This is a genomic window from Enterobacter cloacae complex sp. P2B (assembly GCF_014895985.1).
Lineage (GTDB): Bacteria > Pseudomonadota > Gammaproteobacteria > Enterobacterales > Enterobacteriaceae > Enterobacter > Enterobacter bugandensis.
Genome location: NZ_JADBQQ010000021.1, coordinates 36431 through 63286 on the forward strand (window position 1 = coordinate 36431; position 26856 = coordinate 63286).

23 protein-coding genes are annotated in these 26856 nt (G+C 54.7%); 21 read left to right on the forward strand and 2 right to left on the reverse strand.

Translation table 11 applies throughout. The annotated features are described in order from the left end of the window. Position 1: 1 nt before the first annotated feature. Positions 2 to 1285: a citrate synthase gene (locus tag IM313_RS18325; protein ID WP_028012378.1), complete on the reverse strand. Its 1284-nt coding sequence runs from the start codon at positions 1283 to 1285 to the stop codon at positions 2 to 4. A 638-nt stretch (positions 1286 to 1923) separates the two neighbouring features. On the opposite strand from IM313_RS18325, the gene sdhC reads away from it, so the two are divergent. The 8 genes from sdhC to sucD all read left to right on the forward strand — a co-directional run bounded on the left by sdhC (position 1924) and on the right by sucD (position 11564). Next, entirely contained in the window at positions 1924 to 2328 is a 405-nt protein-coding gene (sdhC, locus tag IM313_RS18330) for a succinate dehydrogenase cytochrome b556 subunit (RefSeq protein ID WP_026080740.1), read from the forward strand. After that, on the forward strand, positions 2322 to 2669 hold the full coding sequence (gene sdhD, locus IM313_RS18335) for a succinate dehydrogenase membrane anchor subunit (protein WP_003858621.1): 348 nt from the start codon (positions 2322 to 2324) through the stop codon (positions 2667 to 2669). The genes sdhC and sdhD overlap by 7 nt, the downstream gene beginning before the upstream one ends. Beyond that, positions 2669 to 4435 (forward strand): succinate dehydrogenase flavoprotein subunit, encoded by a 1767-nt coding sequence (gene sdhA / locus IM313_RS18340; protein ID WP_041910764.1) that lies wholly within the window; start codon positions 2669 to 2671, stop codon positions 4433 to 4435. The genes sdhD and sdhA overlap by 1 nt, the downstream gene beginning before the upstream one ends. A 15-nt stretch (positions 4436 to 4450) precedes the next feature. After that, entirely contained in the window at positions 4451 to 5167 is a 717-nt protein-coding gene (sdhB, locus tag IM313_RS18345; RefSeq protein WP_008501090.1) for a succinate dehydrogenase iron-sulfur subunit SdhB, read from the forward strand. A gap of 223 nt (positions 5168 to 5390) precedes the next feature. After that, complete coding sequence (gene sucA / locus IM313_RS18350) at positions 5391 to 8198, forward strand: 2-oxoglutarate dehydrogenase E1 component (RefSeq protein ID WP_045261080.1); 2808 nt, start codon at positions 5391 to 5393, stop codon at positions 8196 to 8198. Positions 8199 to 8212: 14 nt separating this feature from the next. Next, entirely contained in the window at positions 8213 to 9433 is a 1221-nt protein-coding gene (gene odhB, locus IM313_RS18355) for a 2-oxoglutarate dehydrogenase complex dihydrolipoyllysine-residue succinyltransferase (protein WP_041910762.1), read from the forward strand. A 95-nt stretch (positions 9434 to 9528) separates the two neighbouring features. Next, positions 9529 to 10695, forward strand: a complete 1167-nt coding sequence (gene sucC / locus IM313_RS18360; RefSeq protein WP_006809579.1) for an ADP-forming succinate--CoA ligase subunit beta — start codon at positions 9529 to 9531, stop codon at positions 10693 to 10695. Beyond that, a complete protein-coding gene (sucD, locus tag IM313_RS18365) occupies positions 10695 to 11564 on the forward strand; it encodes a succinate--CoA ligase subunit alpha (protein WP_008501094.1) in 870 nt (289 codons plus the stop codon). The genes sucC and sucD overlap by 1 nt, the downstream gene beginning before the upstream one ends. An 83-nt stretch (positions 11565 to 11647) precedes the next feature. Here sucD and IM313_RS18370 read toward each other — a convergent pair whose 3' ends face one another. Further along, positions 11648 to 12367, reverse strand: a complete 720-nt coding sequence (locus IM313_RS18370; RefSeq protein WP_192971398.1) for a GntR family transcriptional regulator — start codon at positions 12365 to 12367, stop codon at positions 11648 to 11650. 171 nt (positions 12368 to 12538) lie between these two features. On the opposite strand from IM313_RS18370, the gene mngA reads away from it, so the two are divergent. The 13 genes from mngA to cpoB all read left to right on the forward strand — a co-directional run bounded on the left by mngA (position 12539) and on the right by cpoB (position 26676). Then, complete coding sequence (gene mngA, locus IM313_RS18375) at positions 12539 to 14455, forward strand: PTS 2-O-a-mannosyl-D-glycerate transporter subunit IIABC (protein ID WP_192971397.1); 1917 nt, start codon at positions 12539 to 12541, stop codon at positions 14453 to 14455. Positions 14456 to 14479: 24 nt separating this feature from the next. Then, positions 14480 to 17110 carry a mannosylglycerate hydrolase gene (gene mngB, locus IM313_RS18380; RefSeq protein ID WP_192971396.1) on the forward strand — a complete coding sequence of 877 codons (2631 nt, stop codon included), beginning with the start codon at positions 14480 to 14482 and terminating at the stop codon, positions 17108 to 17110. A 680-nt stretch (positions 17111 to 17790) separates the two neighbouring features. Beyond that, entirely contained in the window at positions 17791 to 19359 is a 1569-nt protein-coding gene (gene cydA, locus IM313_RS18385) for a cytochrome ubiquinol oxidase subunit I (protein WP_045261075.1), read from the forward strand. Positions 19360 to 19374: 15 nt separating this feature from the next. Then, positions 19375 to 20514 carry a cytochrome d ubiquinol oxidase subunit II gene (cydB, locus tag IM313_RS18390; protein WP_028012386.1) on the forward strand — a complete coding sequence of 380 codons (1140 nt, stop codon included), beginning with the start codon at positions 19375 to 19377 and terminating at the stop codon, positions 20512 to 20514. Between the two features lie 14 nt (positions 20515 to 20528). Continuing rightward, a complete protein-coding gene (cydX, locus tag IM313_RS18395) occupies positions 20529 to 20642 on the forward strand; it encodes a cytochrome bd-I oxidase subunit CydX (RefSeq protein ID WP_003858598.1) in 114 nt (37 codons plus the stop codon). Continuing rightward, on the forward strand, positions 20642 to 20932 hold the full coding sequence (ybgE, locus tag IM313_RS18400) for a cyd operon protein YbgE (protein ID WP_008501100.1): 291 nt from the start codon (positions 20642 to 20644) through the stop codon (positions 20930 to 20932). The genes cydX and ybgE overlap by 1 nt, the downstream gene beginning before the upstream one ends. Positions 20933 to 21080: 148 nt before the next feature. Then, the gene (gene ybgC / locus IM313_RS18405) at positions 21081 to 21485 is read left to right on the forward strand and encodes a tol-pal system-associated acyl-CoA thioesterase (RefSeq protein WP_003858593.1); all 405 of its coding nucleotides are present in this window, start codon (positions 21081 to 21083) and stop codon (positions 21483 to 21485) included. Next, on the forward strand, positions 21482 to 22174 hold the full coding sequence (tolQ, locus tag IM313_RS18410; protein WP_008501101.1) for a Tol-Pal system protein TolQ: 693 nt from the start codon (positions 21482 to 21484) through the stop codon (positions 22172 to 22174). Before ybgC ends, tolQ begins: the two co-directional genes overlap by 4 nt. A 3-nt stretch (positions 22175 to 22177) precedes the next feature. After that, positions 22178 to 22606, forward strand: a complete 429-nt coding sequence (gene tolR / locus IM313_RS18415; protein WP_192971395.1) for a colicin uptake protein TolR — start codon at positions 22178 to 22180, stop codon at positions 22604 to 22606. Positions 22607 to 22634: 28 nt separating this feature from the next. Beyond that, positions 22635 to 23888 (forward strand): cell envelope integrity protein TolA, encoded by a 1254-nt coding sequence (tolA, locus tag IM313_RS18420; RefSeq protein WP_028012388.1) that lies wholly within the window; start codon positions 22635 to 22637, stop codon positions 23886 to 23888. 134 nt (positions 23889 to 24022) lie between these two features. Then, positions 24023 to 25315, forward strand: coding sequence for a Tol-Pal system beta propeller repeat protein TolB (gene tolB, locus IM313_RS18425; protein ID WP_013097529.1), 1293 nt, complete (start codon positions 24023 to 24025; stop codon positions 25313 to 25315). A gap of 35 nt (positions 25316 to 25350) precedes the next feature. Next, positions 25351 to 25872: a peptidoglycan-associated lipoprotein Pal gene (gene pal / locus IM313_RS18430; protein ID WP_003858578.1), complete on the forward strand. Its 522-nt coding sequence runs from the start codon at positions 25351 to 25353 to the stop codon at positions 25870 to 25872. Positions 25873 to 25881: 9 nt separating this feature from the next. Continuing rightward, on the forward strand, positions 25882 to 26676 hold the full coding sequence (cpoB, locus tag IM313_RS18435; protein WP_028012389.1) for a cell division protein CpoB: 795 nt from the start codon (positions 25882 to 25884) through the stop codon (positions 26674 to 26676). Positions 26677 to 26856: the final 180 nt, after the last annotated feature.

The window sequence follows — 26856 nt, forward strand, 5'->3', positions numbered from 1 at the left end:
TTTAGCGCTTCAGGTCAGACTTAAAATCACGCTGCTCGTAGCCGGTGTACAGCTGACGAGGACGGGCGATTTTCATGCCTTCGCTGTGCATTTCGTTCCAGTGCGCAATCCAGCCCACGGTACGCGCCATGGCGAAGATCACGGTGAACATGGAAGACGGAATGCCCATCGCTTTCAGAATAATGCCAGAGTAGAAATCGACGTTCGGGTAGAGTTTCTTCTCGATGAAGTACGGGTCGTTCAGCGCGATGTGTTCCAGCTCCATCGCCACTTCCAGCAGATCGTCTTTGGTGCCCAGCTCTTTCAGCACTTCATGGCAGGTCTCACGCATAACGGTTGCGCGCGGGTCGTAGTTTTTGTAAACACGGTGACCGAAGCCCATCAGGCGGAAGGAGTCATTCTTGTCTTTCGCGCGACGCACGAACTCTGGAATGTGCTCAACGGTGCTGATCTCTTCCAGCATCTTCAGCGCCGCTTCGTTCGCGCCGCCGTGTGCCGGTCCCCACAGGGAGGCGATGCCCGCAGCGATACAGGCGAACGGGTTCGCGCCTGAAGAGCCTGCGGTACGGACGGTAGAGGTAGAGGCGTTCTGCTCGTGGTCAGCGTGCAGGATCAGAATACGGTCCATCGCGCGTTCCAGCACCGGATTTACTTCATACTCTTCGCACGGCGTGGAGAACATCATGCGCAGGAAGTTGCCGGCGTAGGAGAGGTCATTACGTGGGTACACAAACGGCTGGCCGATGGAGTATTTGTAGCACATCGCCGCCATGGTCGGCATTTTGGACAGCAGGCGGAACGCCGCGATATCACGGTGACGCGGGTTATTCACGTCAAGTGAGTCGTGGTAGAACGCCGCCAGCGCACCGGTAATCCCGCACATCACCGCCATTGGGTGAGAGTCACGACGGAACGCATGGAACAGACGGGTAATCTGCTCATGGATCATGGTGTGACGAGTTACGGTGGTTTTGAATTCATCGTACTGCGCCTGCGTCGGCTTTTCGCCGTTCAGCAGGATGTAGCACACTTCCAGATAGTTGGATTCGGTGGCTAACTGATCGATGGGGAAGCCGCGATGGAGCAGGATACCTTCGTCACCGTCAATGTAGGTGATTTTGGATTCGCAAGATGCGGTAGAGGTAAATCCAGGGTCAAAGGTAAATACTCCTTTGGAACCCAGCGTACGGATATCAATAACATCCTGACCGAGCGTGCCTTTTAGCACATCCAGTTCAATAGCATCATCACCATTTAGGGTGAGTTTTGCCTTTGTATCAGCCATTTACGGTCTCCTTAGCGCCTTATGCTTAAGACTGCTTTTACCGGATTTGCCTTCAGCTGTTAATCACCGTTACCAGATTGTTATTTGGCTTACCGCTCAGCTCACGAGGAGTAACCAGGGTACAGAGCTATGGCGCCTTGCAGGTAAACGAATGAAATATCAGTGAAACAACAGCAAATCAGCGTTTTTGCAGTCCGAATTATTCAAACCTGTATATCACTAATAACTGTCCTGATAACTTCGGTCAATACCATCACACTGTTACATAACTATTTGTCAGGTGAAAGAGAGACCTCATAACTTTTGCGCATTATATGCCTTTTCTGATGACGTTTGTAACAATATTGTTTAACATTTGTCAAATCAGATGATTAAAAATTAAAAAGATGTTGTTATCGTGACCCTGATCACTGTTCCAGAGAAAACCCAACAAACTGTATGTAGGTTAATTGTAATGATTTTGTGAACGGCCTATACTGCCGCCAGGTCTCCGGAACACCCTGCAATCCCGAGCCACCCAGCGTTGTAACGTGTCGTTTTAGCATTTGGAAGCAATGTTTTGCATGACGCGCAGTTATAGAAAAGGAACGCTGCTTGACCCGCATCGCAGTCCGGAGGAAGGAAACAATAAGAACAGCATGTGGGCGTTATTCATGATAAGAAATGTGAAAAAACAAAGACCTGTCAATCTGGATCTCAAAACGATCCGGTTCCCCGTAACAGCAATAGCGTCCATTCTGCACCGTGTTTCTGGTGTGATTACGTTTGTGGCGGTCGGTATTTTGCTGTGGTTACTGGGCACCAGCCTCTCTTCCCCTGAAGGATTCCTCCAGGCCTCGGCCATCATGAATAGCTTCTTCGTGAAATTTATCATGTGGGGCATTCTCACCGCGCTGGCCTATCACGTTGTTGGCGGCGTACGCCACATGCTGATGGACTTTGGCTATCTGGAAGAGACGTTCGAGGCCGGGAAACGTACCGCGAACATTTCATTTGTGATCACTGTCGTGCTTTCACTTCTCGCAGGAGTTCTCGTATGGTAAGCAACGCCTCCGCATTAGGACGCAACGGCGTACATGACTTCATTCTGGTCCGCGCTACCGCCATCGTTCTCACCCTTTACATCATCTATATGATCGGTTTCTTCGCGACCAGCGGCACGCTGACGTGGGAAATCTGGAGTGGTTTCTTCGGATCGGCCTTCACCAAAGTGTTCACCCTGCTGGCCCTGTTCTCCATCCTTATCCATGCCTGGATCGGAATGTGGCAGGTGTTGACCGATTACGTTAAACCGCTGGCGATTCGCCTTCCGCTGCAACTGATTATTGTTGTTGCGCTGCTGGTTTACGTCATTTATGGATTTGTTGTGGTGTGGGGTGTGTAATGAAACTGCCAGTCAGAGAATTTGATGCTGTTGTGATTGGTGCGGGTGGCGCAGGTATGCGCGCCGCACTGCAAATTTCCCAGAGCGGCCAGACCTGTGCGCTGCTCTCTAAAGTGTTCCCGACCCGTTCCCACACTGTGTCCGCGCAGGGCGGTATTACCGTTGCGCTGGGTAACTCCCATGAAGATAACTGGGAATGGCACATGTACGACACGGTAAAAGGTTCCGATTACATCGGCGACCAGGATGCCATCGAATATATGTGTAAAACCGGCCCGGAAGCGATTCTGGAGCTGGATCACATGGGTCTGCCGTTCTCCCGTCTGGAAAATGGCACCATCTATCAGCGTCCGTTTGGCGGCCAGTCGAAAAACTTCGGCGGCGAGCAGGCGGCACGTACCGCGGCGGCGGCTGACCGTACCGGTCACGCACTGCTGCACACCCTGTATCAGCAGAACCTGAAAAACCACACCACCATCTTCTCCGAGTGGTATGCGCTGGATCTGGTGAAAAACGCCGATGGCGCAATTGTTGGCTGTACCGCGCTGTGCATCGAAACCGGTGAAGTGGTTTACTTCAAAGCCCGCGCGACCGTGCTGGCGACCGGCGGTGCAGGCCGTATTTATCAGTCCACCACTAACGCCCACATCAACACCGGTGACGGCGTCGGTATGGCTATTCGCGCCGGCGTACCGGTGCAGGACATGGAGATGTGGCAGTTCCACCCAACCGGTATCGCCGGTGCGGGCGTGCTGGTCACCGAAGGCTGCCGCGGTGAAGGTGGCTACCTGCTGAACAAACACGGCGAGCGCTTCATGGAGCGTTATGCCCCGAATGCGAAAGACCTGGCGGGTCGTGACGTGGTGGCGCGTTCCATCATGATCGAAATCCGTGAAGGCCGCGGCTGCGATGGCCCATGGGGTCCACACGCGAAGCTGAAGCTCGACCATCTGGGCAAAGAGGTGCTGGAATCCCGTCTGCCGGGCATCCTGGAGCTGTCCCGCACATTCGCGCACGTCGATCCGGTGAAAGAGCCGATTCCGGTTATCCCAACCTGCCACTACATGATGGGCGGTATTCCGACCAAAGTGACCGGTCAGGCGCTGACCGTGAACGAGCAGGGCGAAGACGTGGTCATTCCTGGCCTGTTCGCGGTAGGCGAAATCGCCTGCGTATCCGTACACGGCGCCAACCGTCTGGGCGGTAACTCGCTGCTGGACCTGGTGGTATTTGGTCGTGCGGTGGGTCTGCATCTGCAGGAGTCCATTGCCGAGCAGGGCGCGCTGCGTGATGCAACCGACGACGAAATCGACGCCTCTCTTGAACGCCTCAACCGCTGGAACGGTAACCGTAACGGCGAAGATCCGGTGGAAATCCGTAAAGCGCTGCAGGAGTGCATGCAGCACAACTTCTCGGTATTCCGCGAAGGCGATGCGATGGCCAAAGGCCTTGAGCAGCTGAAGGCGATCCGCGAGCGTCTGAAAAATGCCCGTCTGGACGACACCTCCAGCGAGTTCAACACCCAGCGCGTTGAGTGCCTGGAGCTGGATAACCTGATGGAAACCGCATTCGCAACCGCCATGTCGGCAAACTTCCGTACCGAAAGCCGTGGCGCCCATAGTCGCTTCGACTTCCCGGATCGTGACGATGAAAACTGGCTGTGCCATTCCCTGTATCTGCCAGAGTCGGAAACCATGACGCGTCGTAACGTCAACATGGAACCGAAACTGCGTCCGGCGTTCCCGCCGAAGATTCGTACTTACTAATGCGGAGACAGGATAATGAAACTCGAATTCTCAGTTTATCGTTATAACCCGGATGTTGATGACGCTCCGCGCATGCAGGACTATACCCTCGAAGCGGAAGAAGGTCGTGACATGATGCTGCTGGATGCCTTAATCCAGTTGAAAGAGAAAGATCCTACGCTGTCGTTCCGCCGCTCCTGCCGTGAAGGGGTATGTGGCTCTGACGGTGTGAACATGAACGGCAAAAACGGCCTGGCCTGCATCACGCCAATTTCAGCGCTGCAGCGTCCTGGTCAGAAAATTGTTATCCGTCCTCTGCCAGGCCTGCCGGTCGTGCGTGATTTGGTGGTAGACATGGGGCAATTCTATGCACAATATGAGAAGATTAAGCCTTACTTATTGAATAATGGGCAAAATCCACCCGCTCGTGAGCACTTACAGTCTCCTGAGCAGCGTGAAAAACTCGATGGTCTGTACGAGTGTATTCTCTGCGCATGCTGTTCAACGTCCTGCCCGTCGTTCTGGTGGAACCCGGACAAGTTTATCGGCCCTGCGGGTCTGCTGGCTGCCTATCGCTTCCTGATCGACAGCCGAGACACCGAAACCGACAGCCGTCTGGAAGGATTAAGTGACGCTTTCAGCGTATTCCGCTGCCATAGCATCATGAACTGCGTCAGTGTGTGTCCGAAGGGGCTGAACCCGACGCGCGCCATCGGCCATATTAAGTCGATGCTGCTGCAGCGCAGTGCGTAAGTAGTGAGAGGGGAGCGCTGTTCCCCTCACCCTAACCCTCTCCCAAAGGGAGAGGGAATAGATTGCAGAAACCTTTAAAAACTGCCCTGAAGTCTAGACAGTTTCTAAAGGTTCCTTCGCGGGCCAAATGAAAAGAGCTCGCAGGTGAACCCCGGCACGTACACGCGGTGTGCGTGGTAGTTTCTACGGCGAAAGTAAGCATAAAAATGCTTAAGGGATCACGATGCAGAACGGCGCAATGAAAGCCTGGCTGGACTCTTCTTACCTCTCTGGTGCCAACCAGAGCTGGATAGAACAGCTCTATGAAGACTTCTTAACCGATCCTGACTCAGTGGACGCAAACTGGCGTTCCATGTTCCAGCAGTTGCCTGGTACAGGGGTCAAACCGGATCAATTCCATTCCAAAACACGTGATTATTTCCGTCGTCTGGCGAAGGATGCCTCACGTTACTCTTCTGCGATTTCCGACCCTGACACCAATGCGAAGCAGGTTAAAGTCCTGCAGCTTATCAACGCTTATCGCTTCCGCGGTCACCAGCATGCGAATCTCGATCCGCTGGGACTGTGGCAGCAGGAACGTGTGGCCGATCTCGATCCGGCGTATCACGATCTGACCGAGGCCGATTTCCAGGAAAGCTTTAACGTAGGTTCCTTTGCCATCGGCAAAGACACGATGAAGCTGGGCGATCTGATTGACGCGCTCAAGCAAACCTACTGCGGCTCCATCGGCGCGGAATATATGCACATTACCTCTACCGAAGAGAAACGCTGGATCCAGCAGCGCATCGAATCCGTAGCGGGCCACGCGACCTTCTCGGCCGACGAGAAGAAACGCTTCCTCAGCGAACTGACCGCAGCGGAAGGGCTTGAGCGCTATCTGGGCGCGAAGTTCCCGGGCGCAAAACGCTTCTCGCTGGAAGGCGGCGACGCGCTGGTGCCGATGCTGAAAGAGCTGATTCGCCACGCAGGCAAGAGCGGCACCCGTGAAGTGGTGCTCGGCATGGCGCACCGTGGTCGTCTGAACGTGCTGGTCAACGTGCTGGGTAAAAAACCGCAGGACCTGTTCGACGAATTCGCGGGCAAACATAAAGAACACCTCGGCACCGGCGACGTGAAGTACCACATGGGCTTCTCGTCGGATATCGAAACCGAAGGCGGTCTGGTTCACCTGGCGCTGGCGTTTAACCCGTCACACCTGGAAATCGTCAGCCCGGTGGTTATCGGTTCCGTGCGCGCGCGTCTGGATCGTCTGGACGAGCCGAGCAGCAATAAAGTGCTGCCAATCACCATCCACGGTGACGCGGCGGTCACAGGGCAGGGCGTGGTTCAGGAAACCCTGAACATGTCGAAAGCGCGTGGTTATGAAGTGGGCGGTACCGTTCGCATCGTGATCAACAACCAGGTGGGCTTCACCACCTCTAACCCGCTGGATGCCCGTTCTACTCCATATTGCACCGACATCGGTAAGATGGTCCAGGCGCCAATCTTCCACGTTAATGCGGATGACCCGGAAGCCGTGGCTTTCGTGACCCGTCTGGCGCTGGACTTCCGTAATACCTTCAAACGCGATGTGTTCATTGACCTCTTCTGCTACCGCCGTCACGGCCACAACGAAGCGGATGAGCCAAGTGCAACCCAGCCGCTGATGTACCAGAAAATCAAAAAACACCCGACGCCGCGCAAAATCTATGCTGACAAGCTGGAAAGCGACAAGGTGGCGACGCTGGAAGATGCGACCGAAATGGTCAACCTCTACCGCGACGCGCTGGACGCGGGTGAATGCGTGGTGAAAGAGCTGCGTCCGATGAACATGCACTCCTTTACCTGGTCGCCGTACCTCAACCACGAGTGGGATGAGAGCTACCCGAACAAGGTTGAGATGAAGCGCCTGCAGGAGCTGGCTAAACGCATCAGCACCGTGCCGGACGCTATCGAGATGCAGTCTCGCGTGGCGAAAATCTACGCCGACCGTCAGTCCATGGCGGCAGGCGAGAAGCTGTTCGACTGGGGCGGGGCGGAAACGCTGGCTTACGCAACGCTGGTTGACGAAGGCATTCCTGTTCGTCTGTCCGGTGAGGACGCGGGCCGTGGGACCTTCTTCCACCGTCACGCAGTGGTTCACAACCAGTCTAACGGTTCAACCTACACTCCGCTGCAGCACGTGCATAACGGTCAAGGCCAGTTCAAGGTCTGGGACTCCGTGCTGTCTGAAGAAGCGGTCCTGGCATTCGAATACGGCTACGCCACGGCGGAACCGCGCACCCTGACCATCTGGGAAGCACAGTTCGGTGACTTCGCCAACGGTGCGCAGGTCGTTATCGACCAGTTCATCTCCTCCGGCGAGCAGAAGTGGGGCCGCATGTGTGGCCTGGTGATGCTCCTGCCGCACGGTTATGAAGGCCAGGGTCCGGAGCACTCCTCCGCGCGTCTGGAACGTTATCTGCAGCTCTGCGCCGAGCAGAACATGCAGGTCTGCGTGCCGTCCACCCCGGCTCAGGTGTACCACATGCTGCGTCGTCAGGCGCTGCGCGGTATGCGCCGTCCGCTGGTGGTGATGTCGCCGAAATCCCTGCTGCGTCACCCGCTGGCGGTCTCCAGCCTGGAAGAGCTGGCGAACGGTACCTTCCTGCCGGCCATCGGTGAAATTGACGAGCTGGATCCGCAGGCCGTTAAGCGTGTCGTAATGTGTTCTGGTAAGGTTTATTACGACCTGCTGGAACAGCGCCGTAAGAACGATCAGAAAGATGTCGCCATCGTGCGTATCGAACAGCTTTATCCGTTCCCGCATCAGGCGATGCAGGAAGTGCTGAAACAGTACGCTCACGTACATGATTTTGTCTGGTGCCAGGAAGAGCCGCTCAACCAGGGCGCATGGTACTGCAGCCAGCATCATTTCCGTGAAGTGATTCCATTTGGGTCAGCCCTGCGCTATGCAGGTCGCCCGGCCTCCGCCTCTCCGGCGGTAGGGTATATGTCCGTTCACCAGAAGCAGCAACAAGATCTGGTCAATGACGCGCTGAACGTCGATTAATTAAAGGATACATAATGAGTAGCGTAGATATTCTTGTTCCCGACCTGCCTGAATCCGTAGCAGATGCGACCGTCGCTACCTGGCACAAAAAACCAGGCGATGCCGTTAAGCGCGATGAAGTGCTGGTAGAAATCGAAACTGACAAAGTGGTACTGGAAGTACCGGCTTCGGCGGATGGCGTTCTGGACGCGGTGCTGGAAGATGAAGGCACCACCGTCACCTCTCGTCAGATCCTGGGGCGCCTGCGTGAAGGCAACAGCGCGGGCAAAGAGTCCAGCGCGAAGTCTGAAGAGAAAGCTTCTACGCCGGCTCAGCGCCAGCAGGCTTCTCTGGAAGAACAGTCTAACGACGCCCTCAGCCCGGCGATCCGTCGCCTGCTGGCTGAACACAGCCTTGACCCGGCAGCCATCAAAGGCACCGGTGTGGGCGGTCGTCTGACCCGCGAAGACATCGACAAGCACCTGGCGAAAGCGCCTGCTCAGGCGGAAGCGAAAGCCCCTGTGGCCGCGCCGGCAGCTCAGCCTGCTCTGGGTGCCCGCAGCGAAAAACGCGTACCGATGACGCGCCTGCGTAAGCGCGTGGCCGAGCGTCTGCTGGAAGCGAAAAACTCCACCGCGATGCTGACCACCTTCAACGAAGTGAACATGAAGCCAATCATGGATCTGCGTAAGCAGTACGGTGACGCGTTTGAAAAACGTCACGGTATCCGTCTGGGCTTCATGTCCTTCTACGTGAAGGCGGTGGTTGAAGCGCTGAAACGCTACCCGGAAGTGAACGCGTCTATCGATGGCGATGACGTGGTTTACCACAACTACTTCGACGTCAGCATGGCGGTTTCTACCCCACGCGGCCTGGTGACCCCGGTTCTGCGTGATGTGGATACCCTGGGTATGGCTGACATCGAGAAGAACATTAAAGAGCTGGCCGTGAAAGGCCGCGACGGCAAGCTGACCGTAGACGATCTGACCGGCGGTAACTTCACCATTACCAACGGCGGCGTATTCGGCTCGCTGATGTCTACCCCGATCATTAACCCGCCGCAGAGCGCGATCCTGGGTATGCATGCCATTAAAGATCGCCCGATGGCGGTAGACGGTAAAGTTGAGATCCTGCCGATGATGTACCTGGCGCTCTCTTACGACCACCGCCTGATCGACGGCCGCGAGTCCGTGGGCTTCCTGGTAGCTATTAAAGAGCTGCTGGAAGATCCAACGCGTCTGCTGCTGGACGTCTAGTAACGATTTAGCATCACCTGCCCCGTGGACCGGCACACGCTGCGCCGGTCTACAGGTTTGAAGATAACGATTACCCTGAAGGATGGATAGAACACATGAACTTACATGAATATCAGGCCAAACAGCTGTTTGCCCGGTATGGCTTACCGGCTCCGGTGGGTTATGCCTGTACTACCCCGCGTGAAGCAGAAGAAGCCGCATCTAAAATCGGTTCCGGCCCGTGGGTAGTTAAATGTCAGGTTCACGCTGGTGGCCGTGGTAAAGCGGGCGGTGTGAAGGTTGTTAAGAGCAAAGAAGAGATTCGTGCGTTTGCTGAACATTGGCTCGGCAAGCGTCTGGTGACCTACCAGACAGATGCGAACGGCCAGCCGGTTAACCAGATCCTGGTCGAAGCGGCGACCGACATCGCGAAAGAGCTGTACCTGGGCGCGGTGGTTGACCGTAGCTCCCGTCGCGTGGTGTTCATGGCGTCTACCGAAGGCGGCGTGGAAATTGAAAAAGTGGCGGAAGAGACCCCGCACCTGATCCACAAAGTGGCTATCGATCCGCTGGCGGGCCCAATGCCTTATCAGGGTCGCGAGCTGGCGTTCAAGCTGGGTCTGGAAGGCAAGCTGGTTCAGCAGTTCACCAAGATCTTCATGGGCCTGGCGACTATCTTCCTTGAGCGCGATCTGGCGCTGATTGAGATCAACCCGCTGGTGATCACCACCCAGGGCGACCTGATCTGCCTCGACGGCAAGCTGGGCGCTGACGGCAACGCGCTGTTCCGCCAGCCGGATCTGCGCGAAATGCGCGACCAGTCTCAGGAAGATCCGCGTGAAGCACAGGCTGCTCAGTGGGAGCTGAACTACGTGGCGCTGGATGGCAACATCGGCTGCATGGTTAACGGTGCGGGCCTGGCGATGGGCACCATGGACATCGTTAAGCTGCACGGCGGTGAGCCGGCAAACTTCCTCGACGTGGGCGGTGGCGCAACCAAAGAGCGCGTAACCGAAGCGTTCAAAATCATCCTCTCTGACGACAACGTTAAAGCGGTACTGGTTAACATCTTCGGCGGCATCGTCCGTTGCGACCTGATTGCAGACGGCATCATCGGTGCGGTAGAAGAAGTGGGTGTTAACGTTCCGGTGGTTGTGCGTCTGGAAGGTAACAACGCTGAACTCGGCGCGAAAAAACTGGCTGACAGCGGCCTGAATATTATTGCAGCGAAAAGTCTGACGGATGCAGCTCAGCAGGTTGTTGCCGCAGTGGAGGGGAAATAATGTCAGTTTTAATTAATAAAGATACCAAGGTTATCTGCCAGGGCTTCACCGGTAGCCAGGGGACTTTCCACTCCGAACAGGCGATTGCCTACGGCACGCAGATGGTTGGCGGCGTAACGCCAGGTAAAGGCGGCACCACGCACCTGGGCCTGCCGGTGTTCAACACCGTGCGTGAAGCGGTAGAAGCGACGGGCGCAACCGCGACCGTGATCTACGTTCCGGCACCGTTCTGCAAAGACTCCATTCTGGAAGCGATCGACGCAGGCATCAAGCTGATCATCACCATCACCGAAGGCATCCCGACCCTGGATATGCTGACCGTGAAGGTGAAGCTGGACGAAGCAGGCGTGCGCATGATCGGCCCGAACTGCCCAGGCGTGATCACTCCGGGCGAATGCAAAATCGGCATCATGCCTGGCCACATTCACAAGCCGGGCAAAGTGGGCATCGTTTCCCGTTCCGGTACTCTGACCTATGAAGCGGTTAAGCAGACCACCGACTACGGCTTCGGCCAGTCCACCTGCGTGGGCATCGGCGGTGACCCAATCCCGGGATCTAACTTCATCGACATCCTGAAGCTGTTCCAGGAAGATCCGCAGACCGAAGCGATCGTGATGATCGGTGAGATCGGCGGTAGCGCGGAAGAAGAAGCGGCTGCTTATATCAAAGAACACGTAACCAAGCCTGTTGTCGGCTACATCGCGGGTGTGACTGCGCCGAAAGGCAAGCGTATGGGCCACGCGGGCGCGATCATCGCCGGTGGTAAAGGTACGGCTGATGAGAAGTTTGCTGCGCTGGAAGCCGCAGGCGTGAAGACCGTTCGCAGCCTGGCGGATATCGGCGAAGCACTGAAATCCATCATTAAGTAAGTCCTCTCTGCTCCCCGAACGGGGAGCGATGAAGTATAAAAATGTCCGTTTCGACATGGTTGGCCGCTGTAAAGCGGCCTTTTTTATTGCCTGCGTCTGGCGACGAGAGTGAACTTGTAGTCGTCGGTATTGAACACGTTGCGGCTGTATTCAAACACCCGTCCGTCCTTCAGGAACCCGCGGGAGACTTTTTCCAGGATCGGCTTTGCCGGATCGAGCGACAGCGCGGCGATCGCCTCCTCTGACGGCATGATCGGCATCAGCTCCTGCTCGCTGCGATCGATAACCAGCTTTTTGATCTGCTCAACGTAGTGATATTTCGAATTCTCCATCACTTCCCAGGTGAGGTCGGGAAACATGGCCAGCGGCATCCATGTCTCCTCCAGGTTCACCGGCTTCTGCTTGATGAAACGCACGCGCTTAACGTGCCAGACCTTATCTTCCACGCCAACCGCTAATGTTGCCGCCAGCCGCGCATCGGCTTTCACCACTTCAAAGATTTTGACATCACTGTGCGTATCGACATGACGATCCGCCAGCTTTTCGTAAAAGCCGGTGAGCTGATAAATATCGTAATTGACGCGCTCCTCTTTTTTTACATAAGAGCCGCTGCCCTGAATACTTTCGATGATCTGCTCGTCGGCGAGCAGTTTCAGGGCCTGCCGCACGGTGACGCGGCTGACGCGAAACGCCTCCTGAAGACTGGACTCCGTCGGCAGCGCGTCTCCGGGTTTTAATTCCCCGGCGTTGATTTTCTCGCGGAACGCATCGGCTATGTGCCGATACATCGGTTTGTTGCCCATTTTATCGCGCCTGCTTAATACCTTTTCAGGGAATTATGCATTCAACTGATGATTTGTAAATAATACAATTAAAATACAAATTTGGCTTTTAGTGAAAGTGATCACATAAATGTATTATCAGGTCTGCCAGAATCCTCCCCAGACCATAACTCTGTATAGGTGAGGATCTTTATGAACCTGACGACTCTGACCGATCCGCGTGCTGTTTGCGTTCAGGCGCAGTTTACCCGCCGGGATGAGGCAATCCGTCAGCTTACGGCGCGGCTGGTGGCGCTGGGCAAAATCGCTGATGCCGATGCGTTTCTGGAGGAGGTGTTTCATCGGGAATCGCTTGGGCCGACCGCGCTGGGTGAAGGACTGGCCGTTCCTCACGGTAAATCAGCCGTCGTGAAGGAGGCGGCTTTTGCCGTGGCAACTCTGCGAGAACCGCTTGCATGGGAAGGCGTGGACGGGCCGGAAGAGGTTGAGCTGGTTTTTCTGCTCGCCATTCCGCCAGCAGAAGCTGGTTCAACCCATATTCAGGTGCTGACGGAGCTGACGTCTCGCCTGGCGGATGACGATCTCAGGGCGCGCGTGATGGCTGCTACCACGGCGGAAGACGTGCTTGCTGCGCTTGAAGCTGCTCCTGACATGGAAGAGGCAGGCGTCGCGCTGAATGCCCCGACAATCGTCTGCGTGACCGCCTGTCCGGCCGGGATCGCGCATACCTATATGGCCGCAGAGTACCTGGAAAAAGCGGGACGCAAGCTTGGCGTCAACGTGGTGGTCGAAAAGCAAGGGGCAAACGGCATTGAGGGGCGCATCACCGTGCAGCAGCTTCATGAGGCCAAAGCGTGCATTTTTGCCGCAGAAGTGGCGATCAAAGAGAGCGAGCGTTTTCAGGGGATCCCCGCCATCTCCGTGCCCGTCGCGGAGCCTCTGCGCCATGCTGAAGCGCTGATTGAGCGCGCGCTGGCGCTGCAGCCTGCATCCGATGCGCGTCCTGCGCATGTCGATACCGAAACGAAAAAGAGCGTTAAAACTGAACTCAAGCAGGCACTTCTCAGCGGTATCTCTTTTGCGGTGCCGCTGATCGTCGCTGGCGGTACGGTGCTGGCCGTGTCGGTACTGCTGGCGCAAATCCTGGGTCTGCAGCACCTGTTTGACCAGGAAAACTCGTGGCTGTGGATGTACCGCAAGCTTGGCGGTGGCATGCTCGGCATTCTGATGGTACCTGTTCTGGCGGCCTATACCGCGTATTCGCTGGCGGATAAACCTGCGCTGACGCCGGGCTTTGCGGCCGGTCTTGCTGCCAATATGATCGGCTCCGGTTTTCTTGGCGCTATTGTCGGTGGGCTGATCGCGGGCTATCTGATGCGCTGGGTGAAAAACCACATCCGGCTCAGTAGCCGCTACAACGGCTTTCTGACCTTTTATCTCTATCCGGTGATTGGCGTGCTCGGCGCGGGCAGCCTGATGCTGTTTGTGATTGGCGAACCGGTGGCCTGGCTCAATAACACGCTCACCGTCTGGCTTAACGGTCTCTCCGGCGCGAATGCGCTGCTTCTGGGGGCAATCCTCGGGTTTATGTGCTCATTCGATTTGGGTGGCCCGGTCAACAAAGCCTCTTACGCGTTTTGCCTGGGGGCGATGGCGAACGGCGTTTATGGTCCTTACGCAATCTTTGCCTCCGTCAAAATGGTCTCAGCCTTCACCGTCACGGCGTCGACGATGCTGGCGCCGAAGCTGTTTAAACCGTTTGAAATTGAAACCGGTAAATCAACGTGGCTGCTCGGCCTGGCGGGCATTACCGAAGGGGCGATCCCGATGGCGATTGAAGATCCGCTTCGCGTCATTGGCTCATTTGTGCTCGGCTCCATGGTAACAGGCGCGGCTGTCGGTGCGATGGGGATCGGTTTGTCTACCCCGGGGGCCGGGATTTTCTCTCTCTTTTTACTTCACGATGCCGGGTTGGGCGGTGTGGTTGCGGCGGCGGGCTGGTTTGGCGCGGCGCTGGCGGGGACCGCTGTCTCCACGTTTGTTCTGCTGCTCTGGCGACGTCAGGCGGTAAAAAAGGGCAAGTACCTCACAGAAGACGCCATACCGTAAAAACTCACAAAACAGGAAACGAAGATGAAAGCTGTATCTCGCGTTCATATCACGCCGCATATGCACTGGGACCGTGAGTGGTACTTCACCACTGAAGAGTCGCGCATTCTTCTGGTCAATAATATGGAAGAGATCCTGACCCGTCTGGAGCAGGACGACGAGTATAAATATTACGTCCTTGATGGCCAGACGGCGGTGCTGGAAGATTATTTTGCCGTCGTGCCCGAAAACCGCGCGCGGGTAAAGGCGCTTGTGGAGCGCGGAAAACTGATTATCGGCCCCTGGTATACCCAGACCGATACCACGATTGTCAGCGGCGAGTCGATTGTCCGCAACCTGATGTACGGCATCCGGGACTGTATGGCGTTCGGCGAGCCGATGAAGATCGGCTATCTGCCGGATTCGTTTGGTATGTCCGGCCAGCTTCCGCATATCTATAACGGATTTGGCATTACCCGGACGATGTTCTGGCGCGGCTGCTCGGAACGACACGGGACCGATAAAACCGAATTTCTCTGGCAGAGCCAGGACGGCAGTGAAGTCACGGCGCAGGTGCTGCCGCTGGGCTACGCGATTGGTAAGTACTTACCGGAGGACGAAGCCGGGCTGCGAAAACGGCTCGACAGCTATTTCGACGTTCTGGAAAAGGCCTCCGTCACCAAAGAGATTTTGCTGCCCAACGGTCACGATCAGATGCCGCTGCAGCAGAACATTTTCTCCGTGATGGATAAGCTGCGTGAAATCTATCCGCAGCGTCAATTTGTAATGAGCCGCTTTGAAGAGGTGTTTGACCACATTGAGGCACGCCGCGATGAACTGGCGACCCTGAAAGGGGAGTTTATCGACGGGAAATACATGCGCGTGCACCGGACAATCGGCTCCACGCGCATGGATATCAAAATTGCCCATGCGCGTATTGAGAACAAACTTGTCAACATCCTCGAACCGCTGGCAACGCTTGCATGGACGCTGGGCTTCGATTATCACCACGGCCTGCTGGAGAAGATGTGGAAAGAGATCCTTAAAAACCACGCTCACGACAGCATCGGCTGCTGCTGCAGCGACAAGGTGCATCGTGAGATTGTCTCTCGTTTTGAACTGGCTGAAGACATGGCAGATAACCTGGTGCGTTTCTATATGCGCAAGATTGTCGACAACATGCCGCAAAGCGACGCCGACAAACTGGTGATGTTCAACCTGATGCCCTGGCCGCGTGAAGAGGTGATGAACACCACGATTCGACTGCGCGCCAGCCAGTTCCGTCTGTTGGATGATAAAGGCAACGAGATCCCGTATTTCATTCGCAGCGCGCGCGAGCTGGACCCTGGTCTCATTGACCGGCAGATTGTCCATTACGGTAATTATGAGCCGTTTATGGAGTTTGATATTCAGCTCAGCCAGATACTGCCGTCGATGGGCTACCGTACGCTGTTTATCGAGCCAAACGTGGCCGGGAAGGTGGTCTCTCCGGTGATAAACACCGAATCCTTGCTCGAAAACGCCTTCTGGCAGATTGATTTAAATAACGACGGTACGCTGCGCCTGCGCGACAAAGAAACCGGGCTGATTTATGACCGGGTGCTGGAAATCGAAGAGAGTTCGGATGATGGCGATGAGTACGACTACTCGCCTTCGCGGGAAGAGTGGAGACTCACTTCAGCGCAGGGCGAGCATCAGGTCGAGGTTATACACGAAGGCTGGCAGAGCAGGGCGGTGATTCGCCATCAGATCGCGGTACCGGCTAATCTGGCCGAACGCGCGGCGCGTCAGCGAAGCGGGTCTCTCGGCGCTGAGGTTGAAATCACGCTTAGCCACCACAGCAGACGTATTGATGTGGCGGTGCGTCTGGATAATCAGGCTGACGACCACCGCGTCCGCGTGCTGATCCCTACGCCGTTTATGACAGAGGACGTGTTAGCGGATACCCAGTTTGGCACCCTCACTCGTCCGGTGCAGGACGCGGCGATGGAAAACTGGCAGGAGGAGGGGTGGAAAGAAGCGCCCGTTCCCGTCTGGAATTTACTCAACTATGCCGTCCTGCAGGAAAAACGAAACGGGCTTGCGCTGTTCACCGAAGGACTACGCGAGTTTGAAGTAGTAGGTGAGGATAAAAAAGCCTTTGCCCTGACCCTGCTGCGCGGCGTGGGGTTACTCGGCAAAGAAGATTTGCTGTTGCGCCCCGGTAGGCCTTCAGGAATCAAAATGCCTGTTCCTGACTCCCAGGTGCGCGGTTCGTTAAGCTGTCGCTTTAGCCTCTTCAGCTTCAGTGGAACGCCGGAAAACGCGGGCGTCGCGCAGCAGGCTAAATCGTGGTTAACGCCGGTGCAGTGCTATAACAAAATTCCCTGGGACGCGATGAAGCTCAATCGCTCGTCGTTTACCACGCCGGAAAGTTACAGCCTGCTGGCGCTTTCGCCCACGGGATGCGTACTCAGTACGCTCAAAAAGGCTGAAGATCGAGACGAGCTCATTCTTCGTCTGTTCAACCCTTCCGAGTCCAGCGCATGTGACGCGACGTTATCCGTGGGTCCGACCGTGAAACGGTGCTGCGAAACGGACATGAATGAACGGATAATAGACAATCGTGAAGAAGAGGGCATCGTCGGGGCGTTCAGACCGGGACAGTCACGAACCTTCAGCATTCTTCTTGCCTGAAAACCGCTGACACGATCAAAAGGCCGCAGAGTTTGCGGCCTTTTTTCATTAAATAGTCACGCTTCGGTGTTAACTTCCAGGATAATAAAAGTAAATTAAATGTAATTTCTAAGGGTTGCAAAAACAGAATGGAAAAATAAACTGGCCCAGCTACGCTTATTGTTTGTCCCGCTTCGACAGGGCATTTTTCTCTCGCGTTAATTAAAATCACTTCTGTTTATATTTTTTTTGGTCTTCGATAACCAATCGCATCTTTGCATGCACATATCATTAACATGGTTTTTACCATTCTCACCGCAGCTAAACATGATTAACATCAAGACTGGTTTTTGATTTAAATCAAAGTTTAATGCTTGGAAAAAGATGCCGAAAAGCGCTAAATTGTCCCCGATCAAAATGGCCGAAAAGTGGTAATTTTGCTATAAATTGATCGCCGTCGAAAAACGTAAATGTGATTCAATAAAAACCTGTTTATTGTAAGGGTTTTGCAGCGTATTATATTTGCGGGATCAATTTGAGTTTTTTATTAACCTATTTGTAACCTGTCGTCATCGTTTTTATCCTTCTCCAGGGTAATAACGACGACCAGGATGCGAATAATTTGTATTGGGGCATGCGTGTGAATCTCTTTCTGACGGGGTTCACTCTCGGAGTCTTCATGCGATGAGCAAGGAGTCATAATGTTAGACGTAGTCGAACTGTCGCGCTTACAGTTTGCCTTGACCGCGATGTACCACTTCCTGTTTGTGCCGCTGACGCTCGGTATGGCGTTCCTGCTGGCAATTATGGAAACGGTTTACGTCCTCTCCGGCAAACAGATTTATAAAGATATGACCAAGTTCTGGGGCAAGTTGTTCGGTATCAACTTCGCGCTGGGCGTGGCAACCGGTTTGACCATGGAGTTCCAGTTCGGGACTAACTGGTCTTACTATTCCCACTATGTAGGGGATATCTTCGGTGCGCCGCTGGCCATTGAAGGCCTGATGGCCTTCTTCCTCGAATCCACCTTTGTAGGTCTGTTCTTCTTCGGTTGGGACCGTCTGGGTAAAGTCCAGCACATGGCCGTAACCTGGCTGGTGGCATTAGGTTCGAACCTGTCCGCGCTGTGGATCCTGGTGGCGAACGGCTGGATGCAGAACCCGATCGCGTCTGACTTCAACTTCGAAACCATGCGTATGGAGATGGTCAGCTTTGCCGAGCTGGTCCTGAACCCGGTTGCTCAGGTTAAATTTGTTCACACCGTGGCATCTGGCTACGTGTGCGGCGCGATGTTCGTGTTGGGTATCAGCTCCTACTATATGCTGCGCGGTCGTGACTTCGCGTTTGCCAAGCGCTCCTTTGCTATCGCTGCAAGCTTCGGTATGGCTGCAATCCTCTCCGTTATCGTTCTGGGTGATGAATCCGGTTACGAAATGGGTGACGTGCAGAAAACCAAACTGGCCGCTATCGAAGCCGAATGGGAAACCCAGCCGGCACCTGCTGCCTTTACGCTGTTCGGTATTCCCGATCAGGACGCGCAGGAAAACCGCTTCGCCATCCAAATTCCTTACGCGCTGGGTATCATCGCAACCCGTTCTGTCGATAAGCAGGTAACGGGTCTGAAGGAGCTGATGGTTCAGCACGAAGAGCGTATCCGTAACGGTATGAAGGCTTACTCGCTGCTGGAACAGCTGCGTGCCGGCTCTACCGATCAGGCCGTTCGCGATCAATTTAACGACGTGAAGAAAGACCTGGGCTACGGTTTGTTGCTGAAACGTTATACCCCGAACGTTTCTGATGCGACGGAAGCACAGATTCAGATGGCGACCAAAGACTCGATTCCACGCGTTGCGCCACTGTACTTCGCATTCCGCATCATGGTGGGCTGCGGCATCATCATGTTGCTGATCATTGCGGCGTCCTTCTGGTCCGTGATTCGTAACCGCATCGGCGAGAAAAAATGGCTGCTGCGCACCGCGCTGTACGGTATTCCACTGCCGTGGATCGCGATTGAATCCGGCTGGTTTGTAGCGGAGTATGGCCGTCAGCCATGGGCGATTGGTGAGGTACTGCCAACGGCGGTCGCGAACTCTTCCCTGACGGCAGGCGACCTGATCTTCTCCATGCTGCTGATCTGTGGTCTGTACACCCTGTTCCTGGTGGCTGAACTGTTCCTGATGTTCAAGTTCGCGCGCCTTGGCCCAAGCAGCCTGAAAACCGGTCGCTATCACTACGAGCAGTCCACTGCGACTACTCAGCCGGCACGCTAAGACAGGAGTCATCAAATGATCGATTATGAAGTATTGCGTTTTATCTGGTGGCTGCTGGTTGGCGTTCTGCTGATCGGTTTCGCCGTCACGGATGGTTTCGACATGGGGGTGGGGATGCTCACCCGTTTCCTCGGTCGTAATGACACCGAGCGTCGAATCATGATTAACTCCATCGCCCCTCACTGGGACGGTAACCAGGTGTGGCTGATCACCGCAGGCGGCGCGCTGTTCGCTGCCTGGCCGATGGTCTACGCGGCTGCGTTCTCCGGCTTCTATGTGGCGATGATTCTGGTGCTGGCCTCTTTATTCTTCCGTCCGGTCGGTTTCGACTACCGTTCCAAGATTGAAGATACCCGCTGGCGCAACATGTGGGACTGGGGCATCTTCATTGGTAGCTTCGTTCCACCGCTGGTGATTGGCGTGGCATTCGGTAACCTGCTGCAGGGCGTACCGTTCCACCTCGATGAATACATGCGTCTTTACTACACCGGCAACTTCTTCCAGCTGCTGAATCCGTTTGGCCTGCTGGCCGGTGTGGTGAGCGTGGCGATGATCATCACTCAGGGCGCAACTTACCTGCAGATGCGTACTGTGGGTGAACTGCACCTGCGTTCCCGTGCTACTGCTCAGGTGGCGGCACTGGTGACGCTGGTTTGCTTCGCTCTGGCAGGCGTGTGGGTGGTGTACGGTATTGATGGCTACGTGGTGACGTCTGCGATTAACCACTCGGCACCGTCTAACCCGCTGACCAAAGAAGTGGCGCGTCAGGCTGGTGCATGGCTGGTGAACTTCAACAATACCCCTGCGCTGTGGGCGATCCCGGCTCTGGGCGTGCTGCTGCCGCTGCTGACCGTGCTGACGTCTCGTCTGGAGAAAGGTGCTCTGGCGTTCGTGTTCTCTTCACTGACGCTGGCGTGCATCATCCTGACGGCGGGTATTGCCATGTTCCCATTCGTCATGCCATCCAGCACCATGCTGAATGCTAGCCTGACCATGTGGGATGCAACCTCCAGCCATATGACGCTGAACTTAATGACTTACGTTGCTTGCGTGTTCGTTCCGATTGTTCTGGCCTACACCATCTGGTGCTACTGGAAAATGTTCGGTCGTATCACCAAAGAACATATCGAAAGCAACACCCACTCTATGTACTAAGTAAGGAGCTGAATATGTGGTATTTCGCATGGATTTTAGGGACGCTTCTTGCCTGTGCTTTTGGTGTCATCACTGCCCTGGCGCTTGAGCACGTCGAAGCGACCAAAGCGGGTGAAGAAAAACACTGATGAATATTATCGCGAAGCTTTACGCGGTAATGGATAAGCGCCCGTTACGGGCGCTTTCTTTAGTGATGGCATTACTGCTGGCAGGCTGTATCTTCTGGGACCCGTCGCGCTTTGCGGCAAAGACCAGCGAGCTTGAGATCTGGCACGGCTTCCTCATCATGTGGGCAGTGTGTGCCGGGGTGATCCACGGCGTGGGCTTTCGTCCGAAAGCCGTTCACTGGCAGGGAATTTTTTGCCCGCTGATTGCCGATCTGGTGCTTCTCGCCGGTTTGATTTTCTTCTTCTTCTGAATAAGAAATGTCCGTTAACGTTATGGGCTTACCCGAGCCCATAAAAATTTACTCTCCGTTTACTTTCCCCCATTCCAAACCATCTTTCCCGCGCGTATAGTAGCGAAGTTTAAAAGCTCTAACTTTTGTTGCATTACTGGGATGTAAAGTGAATACAACGCTGTTTCGATGGCCGGTTCGTGTCTATTACGAAGATACCGATGCCGGTGGTGTGGTTTACCACGCCAGCTACGTTGCTTTTTATGAACGGGCACGCACAGAGATGCTGCGCCATCATCACTTTAGTCAACAGGTGCTGTTGGCTGAGCGAGTTGCCTTCGTGGTACGCAAGATGACGCTTGAGTATTTTGCGCCTGCCAGACTCGACGATATGCTCGAAGTCCAAACTGAAATTACATCAATGCGCGGGACCTCACTGGTTTTCACGCAGCGGATAGTCAACGCAGAGAACACCGTACTGAACTCAGCTGAAGTACTGATTGTTTGTGTTGATCCAACCATAATGAAGCCTCGTGCGCTTCCTAAGTCTATTGTCGCGGAGTTTAAGCAGTGACTGACATGAATATCCTTGATTTGTTCCTGAAGGCAAGCCTTCTGGTTAAACTTATCATGTTGATTTTGATTGGTTTTTCAATCGCATCCTGGGCCATCATTATCCAGAGAACGCGTATCCTCAATGCTGCTGGCCGTGAAGCGGAAGCATTTGAAGATAAGTTCTGGTCGGGTATTGAACTTTCTCGCCTGTATCAGGAGAGCCAGGGACGCCGTGAAAACCTGACCGGCTCCGAACAAATTTTCTATAGCGGATTCAAAGAGTTCGCTCGTCTGCATCGGGCAAACAATCATGCGCCGGAAGCCGTCGTGGAAGGGGCATCGCGTGCGATGCGTATCTCCATGAACCGCGAGCTGGAAAATCTTGAAACGCACATTCCTTTCCTCGGTACCGTGGGTTCTATCAGCCCGTATATCGGTCTGTTTGGTACCGTGTGGGGGATCATGCACGCCTTTATCGCGCTGGGCGCGGTGAAGCAGGCGACGTTGCAGATGGTTGCACCGGGTATCGCTGAAGCACTGATTGCGACCGCTATCGGTCTGTTTGCGGCAATTCCGGCGGTAATGGCTTACAACCGTCTGAACCAGCGCGTGAACAAACTGGAACTGAACTACGACAACTTTATGGAAGAGTTCACCGCGATTCTGCACCGTCAGGCGTTTACCAGCACCGAGAGCAACAAGGGGTAAACCATGGCCAGATCGCGTGGACGAGGTCGTCGCGAGCTCAAGTCCGAAATCAATATCGTGCCACTGCTGGACGTTCTGCTGGTACTGCTGCTGATCTTCATGGCAACAGCGCCCATCATTACCCAGAGTGTGGAAGTCGATCTGCCGGATGCGACAGAAACACAGGCGGTGAGCACCAATGACGATCCTCCGGTTATCATTGAGGTTTCCGGCGTAGGGCAGTACAGCGTGGTGGTAGAAAAAGATCGTATGGATCAGCTGCCACCTGAGCAGGTTATTGCCGAAGCGCAGCGTCGCCTGGAGTCAAATCCGAAAACGGTCTTCTTAATCGGTGGCGCGAAAGACGTACCCTACGATGAAATTATTAAAGCGCTGAACTTGCTACATAGTGCGGGTGTTAAGTCTGTTGGCTTAATGACTCAACCTATTTGATCATCCGCGTAGTTTTTGGGAACCGATAGTGTCAAAGGCAACCGAACAGAACGACAAGCTTAAGCGAGCGATAATCGTCTCCGCAGTGCTGCACGTTATTCTTTTTGCAGCGCTGATCTGGAGTTCGTTCGACGAGCATATTGATGCATCAGCAGGCGGCGGTGGAGGGTCTTCCATTGACGCCGTAATGGTGGATCCCGGTGCTGTAGTGCAAAACTATAATCGCGAACAACAGCAGAAGGCGAGTGCCAAACGGGCTGAAGAGCAGCGTGAAAAACAGGCGCAACAGCAGGCGGAAGAGCTGCGTGAAAAGCAGGCCGCCGAGCAGGAGCGTTTGAAGCAGCTTGAGAAAGAACGTTTGCAGGCGCAAGAAGCCGCGAAAGCGCAGGCGGAACAGCAGAAGCAAGCCGAAGAGGCCGCGAAGAAAGCGCAGGAACAGCAAAAGCAGGCGGAAGAGGCGGCAGCAAAAGCCGCAGCGGATGCCAAAGCGCAGGCTGATGCCCAGGCAAAATTAGCGGCAGAAGCGGCGAAGAAAGCGGCTGCCGATGCCCAGAAGAAAGCTGAGGCCGAAGCCGCGAAGAAAGCCGCTGCGGATGCCCAGAAGAAAGCCGAAGCGGAAGCCGCGAAGAAAGCCGCTGCTGACGCACAGAAGAAAGCTGAAGCCGAAGCCGCGAAGAAAGCCGCTCAGGACGCAGAGAAGAAAGCGGCTGCCGAGGCTGCGAAGAAAGCCGCTGCGGCTGAGAAGGCTGCTGCAGAAAAAGCTGCCGCCGCTGAAAAAGCCGCTGCTGATAAAAAAGCTGCAGCTGAGAAGGCCGCTGCCGATAAGAAAGCCGCTGCTGAAAAAGCGGCTGCTAAAAAGGCTGCTGCCGCTGAAAAAGCTGCGGCAGCCGCAGGGGTTGACGATCTGCTGGGGGATTTAAGCTCCGGTAAGAATGCACCGAAAACGGGCGGTGGCGCGAAAGGAAACAACGCAGCGCCGACCGGAAGTGGTAACACTAAGAGTAACGGTGCGACAGGGGCTGAAATCAACGGCTATGCCGCGCAGATTAAATCGGCGATTGAAAGCCGGTTCTACGATGCGTCTTCCTATGCCGGTAAAACGTGTACGCTGCGTATAAAACTGGCTCCGGACGGCATGCTGCTTGATATTAAGTCTGAAGGTGGCGACCCGGCTTTATGTACTGCGGCTCTGGCTGCAGCGCGTCAGGCGAAGATGCCTAAACCGCCTTCTCAGGCAGTCTACGAAGTCTTCAAAAATGCGCCGCTGGACTTCAAACCTTAAGTTACATTTTCCCCGTGCAAACGGGGAAAAATAGACCAGGTTTAGTCACAGGGTTCTGGTAGTTTTGTCTATTTGAGTTTGTTAACATTCTGCTAAATTATCGTGGGTAAGGTTACCCGGATAAGGGAGATATGATGAAGCAGGCATTACGTGTAGCATTTAGTTTTTTAATGCTGTGGGCAGCAGTCCTGCACGCAGAAGTACGTATCGAGATCACCCAGGGGGTGGACTCGGCACGCCCAATCGGTGTTGTTCCGTTCCAGTGGGCCGGTCCTGGCGCTGCACCTGAAGATGCCGGTGGCATCGTGGCGGCTGACCTGCGTAACAGCGGTAAATTCAACCCGTTAGATCGTTCTCGTCTGCCGCAGCAGCCGGGCAGTGCGCAGGAAGTCCAGCCTGCTGCATGGTCTGCGCTGGGTATCGATGCCGTGGTGGTGGGGCAGGTTACGCCTAACCCGGACGGTTCTTACAACGTGGCCTGGCAGCTGGTGGATACCGGTGGTGCACCGGGTACCGTTCTGGCACAGAACTCTTACAAGGTCACTAAACAGTACCTGCGCTACGCGGCACACGCGGCCAGCGACGCGGTATTCGAAAAGCTGACCGGTATTAAAGGTGCGTTCCGTACCCGTATCGCATATGTGGTACAGACCAACGGCGGTCAGTTCCCGTACGAGCTGCGCGTATCTGACTACGACGGTTACAACCAGTTCCTGGTGAAACGCTCTTCACAGCCGCTAATGTCTCCAGCCTGGTCTCCGGACGGGTCTAAACTGGCGTATGTGACCTTCGAAAGTGGTCGTTCGGCGCTGGTTATCCAGACACTGGCTAACGGTGCGGTGCGTCAGGTAGCGTCGTTCCCACGTCACAATGGTGCGCCTTCCTTCTCTCCAGATGGGTCTAAACTGGCGTTTGCGCTGTCTAAAACCGGTAGCCTGAACCTGTACGTGATGGACATTGGCTCCGGCCAGATCCGTCAGGTGACCGACGGTCGCAGCAACAATACTGAACCATCATGGTTCCCGGACAGCCAAAACCTGGCGTTTACCTCTGACCAGGCTGGCCGTCCACAAATCTATAAAGTGAACATTAACGGCGGTGCTCCGCAGCGTATCACCTGGGAAGGCTCTCAGAACCAGAACGCAGACGTGAGCAGCGACGGTAAATTCATGGTAATGGTCAGCTCCAACGGTGGGCAGCAGCACATTGCCAAACAAGATCTGGTAGCGGGTGGCGTTCAAGTTCTGTCGTCAACGTTCCTGGATGAAACGCCAAGTCTGGCACCTAACGGCACTATGGTAATCTACAGCTCTTCTCAGGGGATGGGATCTGTGCTGAATCTGGTTTCTACAGATGGGCGTTTCAAAGCGCGTATTCCGGCCACTGATGGACAGGTAAAATCACCTGCCTGGTCGCCGTATCTGTAAATAATAATTAATTGATTACTAAAGGAATCATAGAAATGCAACTGAACAAAGTGCTGAAGGGGCTGATGATCGCTCTGCCTGTAATGGCAATCGCAGCGTGTTCTTCTAACAAGAACGCCAGCAATGACCAGAGCGGCGAAGGCATGATGGGTGCCGGTACCGGTATGGACGCGAACGGCAATGGCAACATGTCTTCTGAAGAGCAAGCGCGTCTTCAGATGCAGCAGCTGCAGCAGAACAACATCGTTTACTTCGATCTGGATAAATACGACATCCGTTCTGACTTCGCTGCGATGCTGGATGCTCACGCTAACTTCCTGCGTAGCAACCCATCTTACAAAGTCACCGTAGAAGGTCACGCGGACGAACGTGGTACTCCAGAGTACAACATCTCCCTGGGTGAACGTCGTGCTAACGCCGTTAAGATGTACCTGCAGGGTAAAGGCGTTTCTGCTGACCAGATCTCCATCGTTTCTTACGGTAAAGAAAAACCTGCAGTACTGGGTCACGACGAAGCGGCTTACTCCAAAAACCGTCGTGCCGTACTGGTTTACTAAGAGAATTGCATGAGCAGTAACTTCAGACATCATCTGTTGAGTCTGTCGTTACTGGTTGGAATAGCGGCCCCCTGGGCCGCTTTTGCTCAGGCACCAATCAGTAGTGTCGGCTCAGGCTCGGTAGAAGACCGGGTCACTCAGCTCGAGCGTATTTCTAACGCTCACAGTCAGCTTTTAACCCAACTCCAGCAGCAACTTTCCGATAACCAAAACGATATTGACTCTCTCCGCGGTCAGATTCAGGAAAGTCAGTATCAGCTTAACCAGGTTGTGGAACGTCAGAAGCAAATTTTATTGCAGATAGATAGCCTCAGCAGCGGCGGTGCAGCAGCACAACCCGCAGCGGGCGATCAAAGCGGCGCGGCAACCTCAGCGCCTGCGCCGTCTGCTGATGCTTCAGCCTCAACAGGAGCGCCTGTACAGAGCGGTGACGCGAATACGGATTACAATGCGGCCATTGCCCTGGTGCAGGATAAATCTCGTCAGGATGACGCGCTCGCTGCGTTTCAGAACTTTATCAAGAAATACCCTGACTCAACCTATCAGCCAAATGCGAATTACTGGCTCGGTCAGTTGAATTACAACAAGGGTAAAAAGGACGATGCGGCGTTTTATTTTGCCTCCGTGGTAAAAAATTACCCGAAATCGCCGAAAGCGCCAGATGCGATGTTTAAGGTTGGCGTGATCATGCAGGACAAAGGCGACACGGCGAAAGCCAAAGCGGTGTATCAGCAGGTGGTCGCAAAATTCCCCGGCACCGAAGGTGCTAAGCAGGCGCAAAAACGCCTGAATTCGATGGGATGATTATCGCATGACCAGAAATCGCGTTATTTCTGGTCGTGCAGCATGATTACTAAGCAGTTAAGTGATCTTCATCGAAATTTTTGTTGCGCTGAATTCTTAAATCAGTAATATATGCCGCCGTTGCCACGGGATATCAAACAACGTGAAAGCAGCATAAAAGTGGGTCGTTAGCTCAGTTGG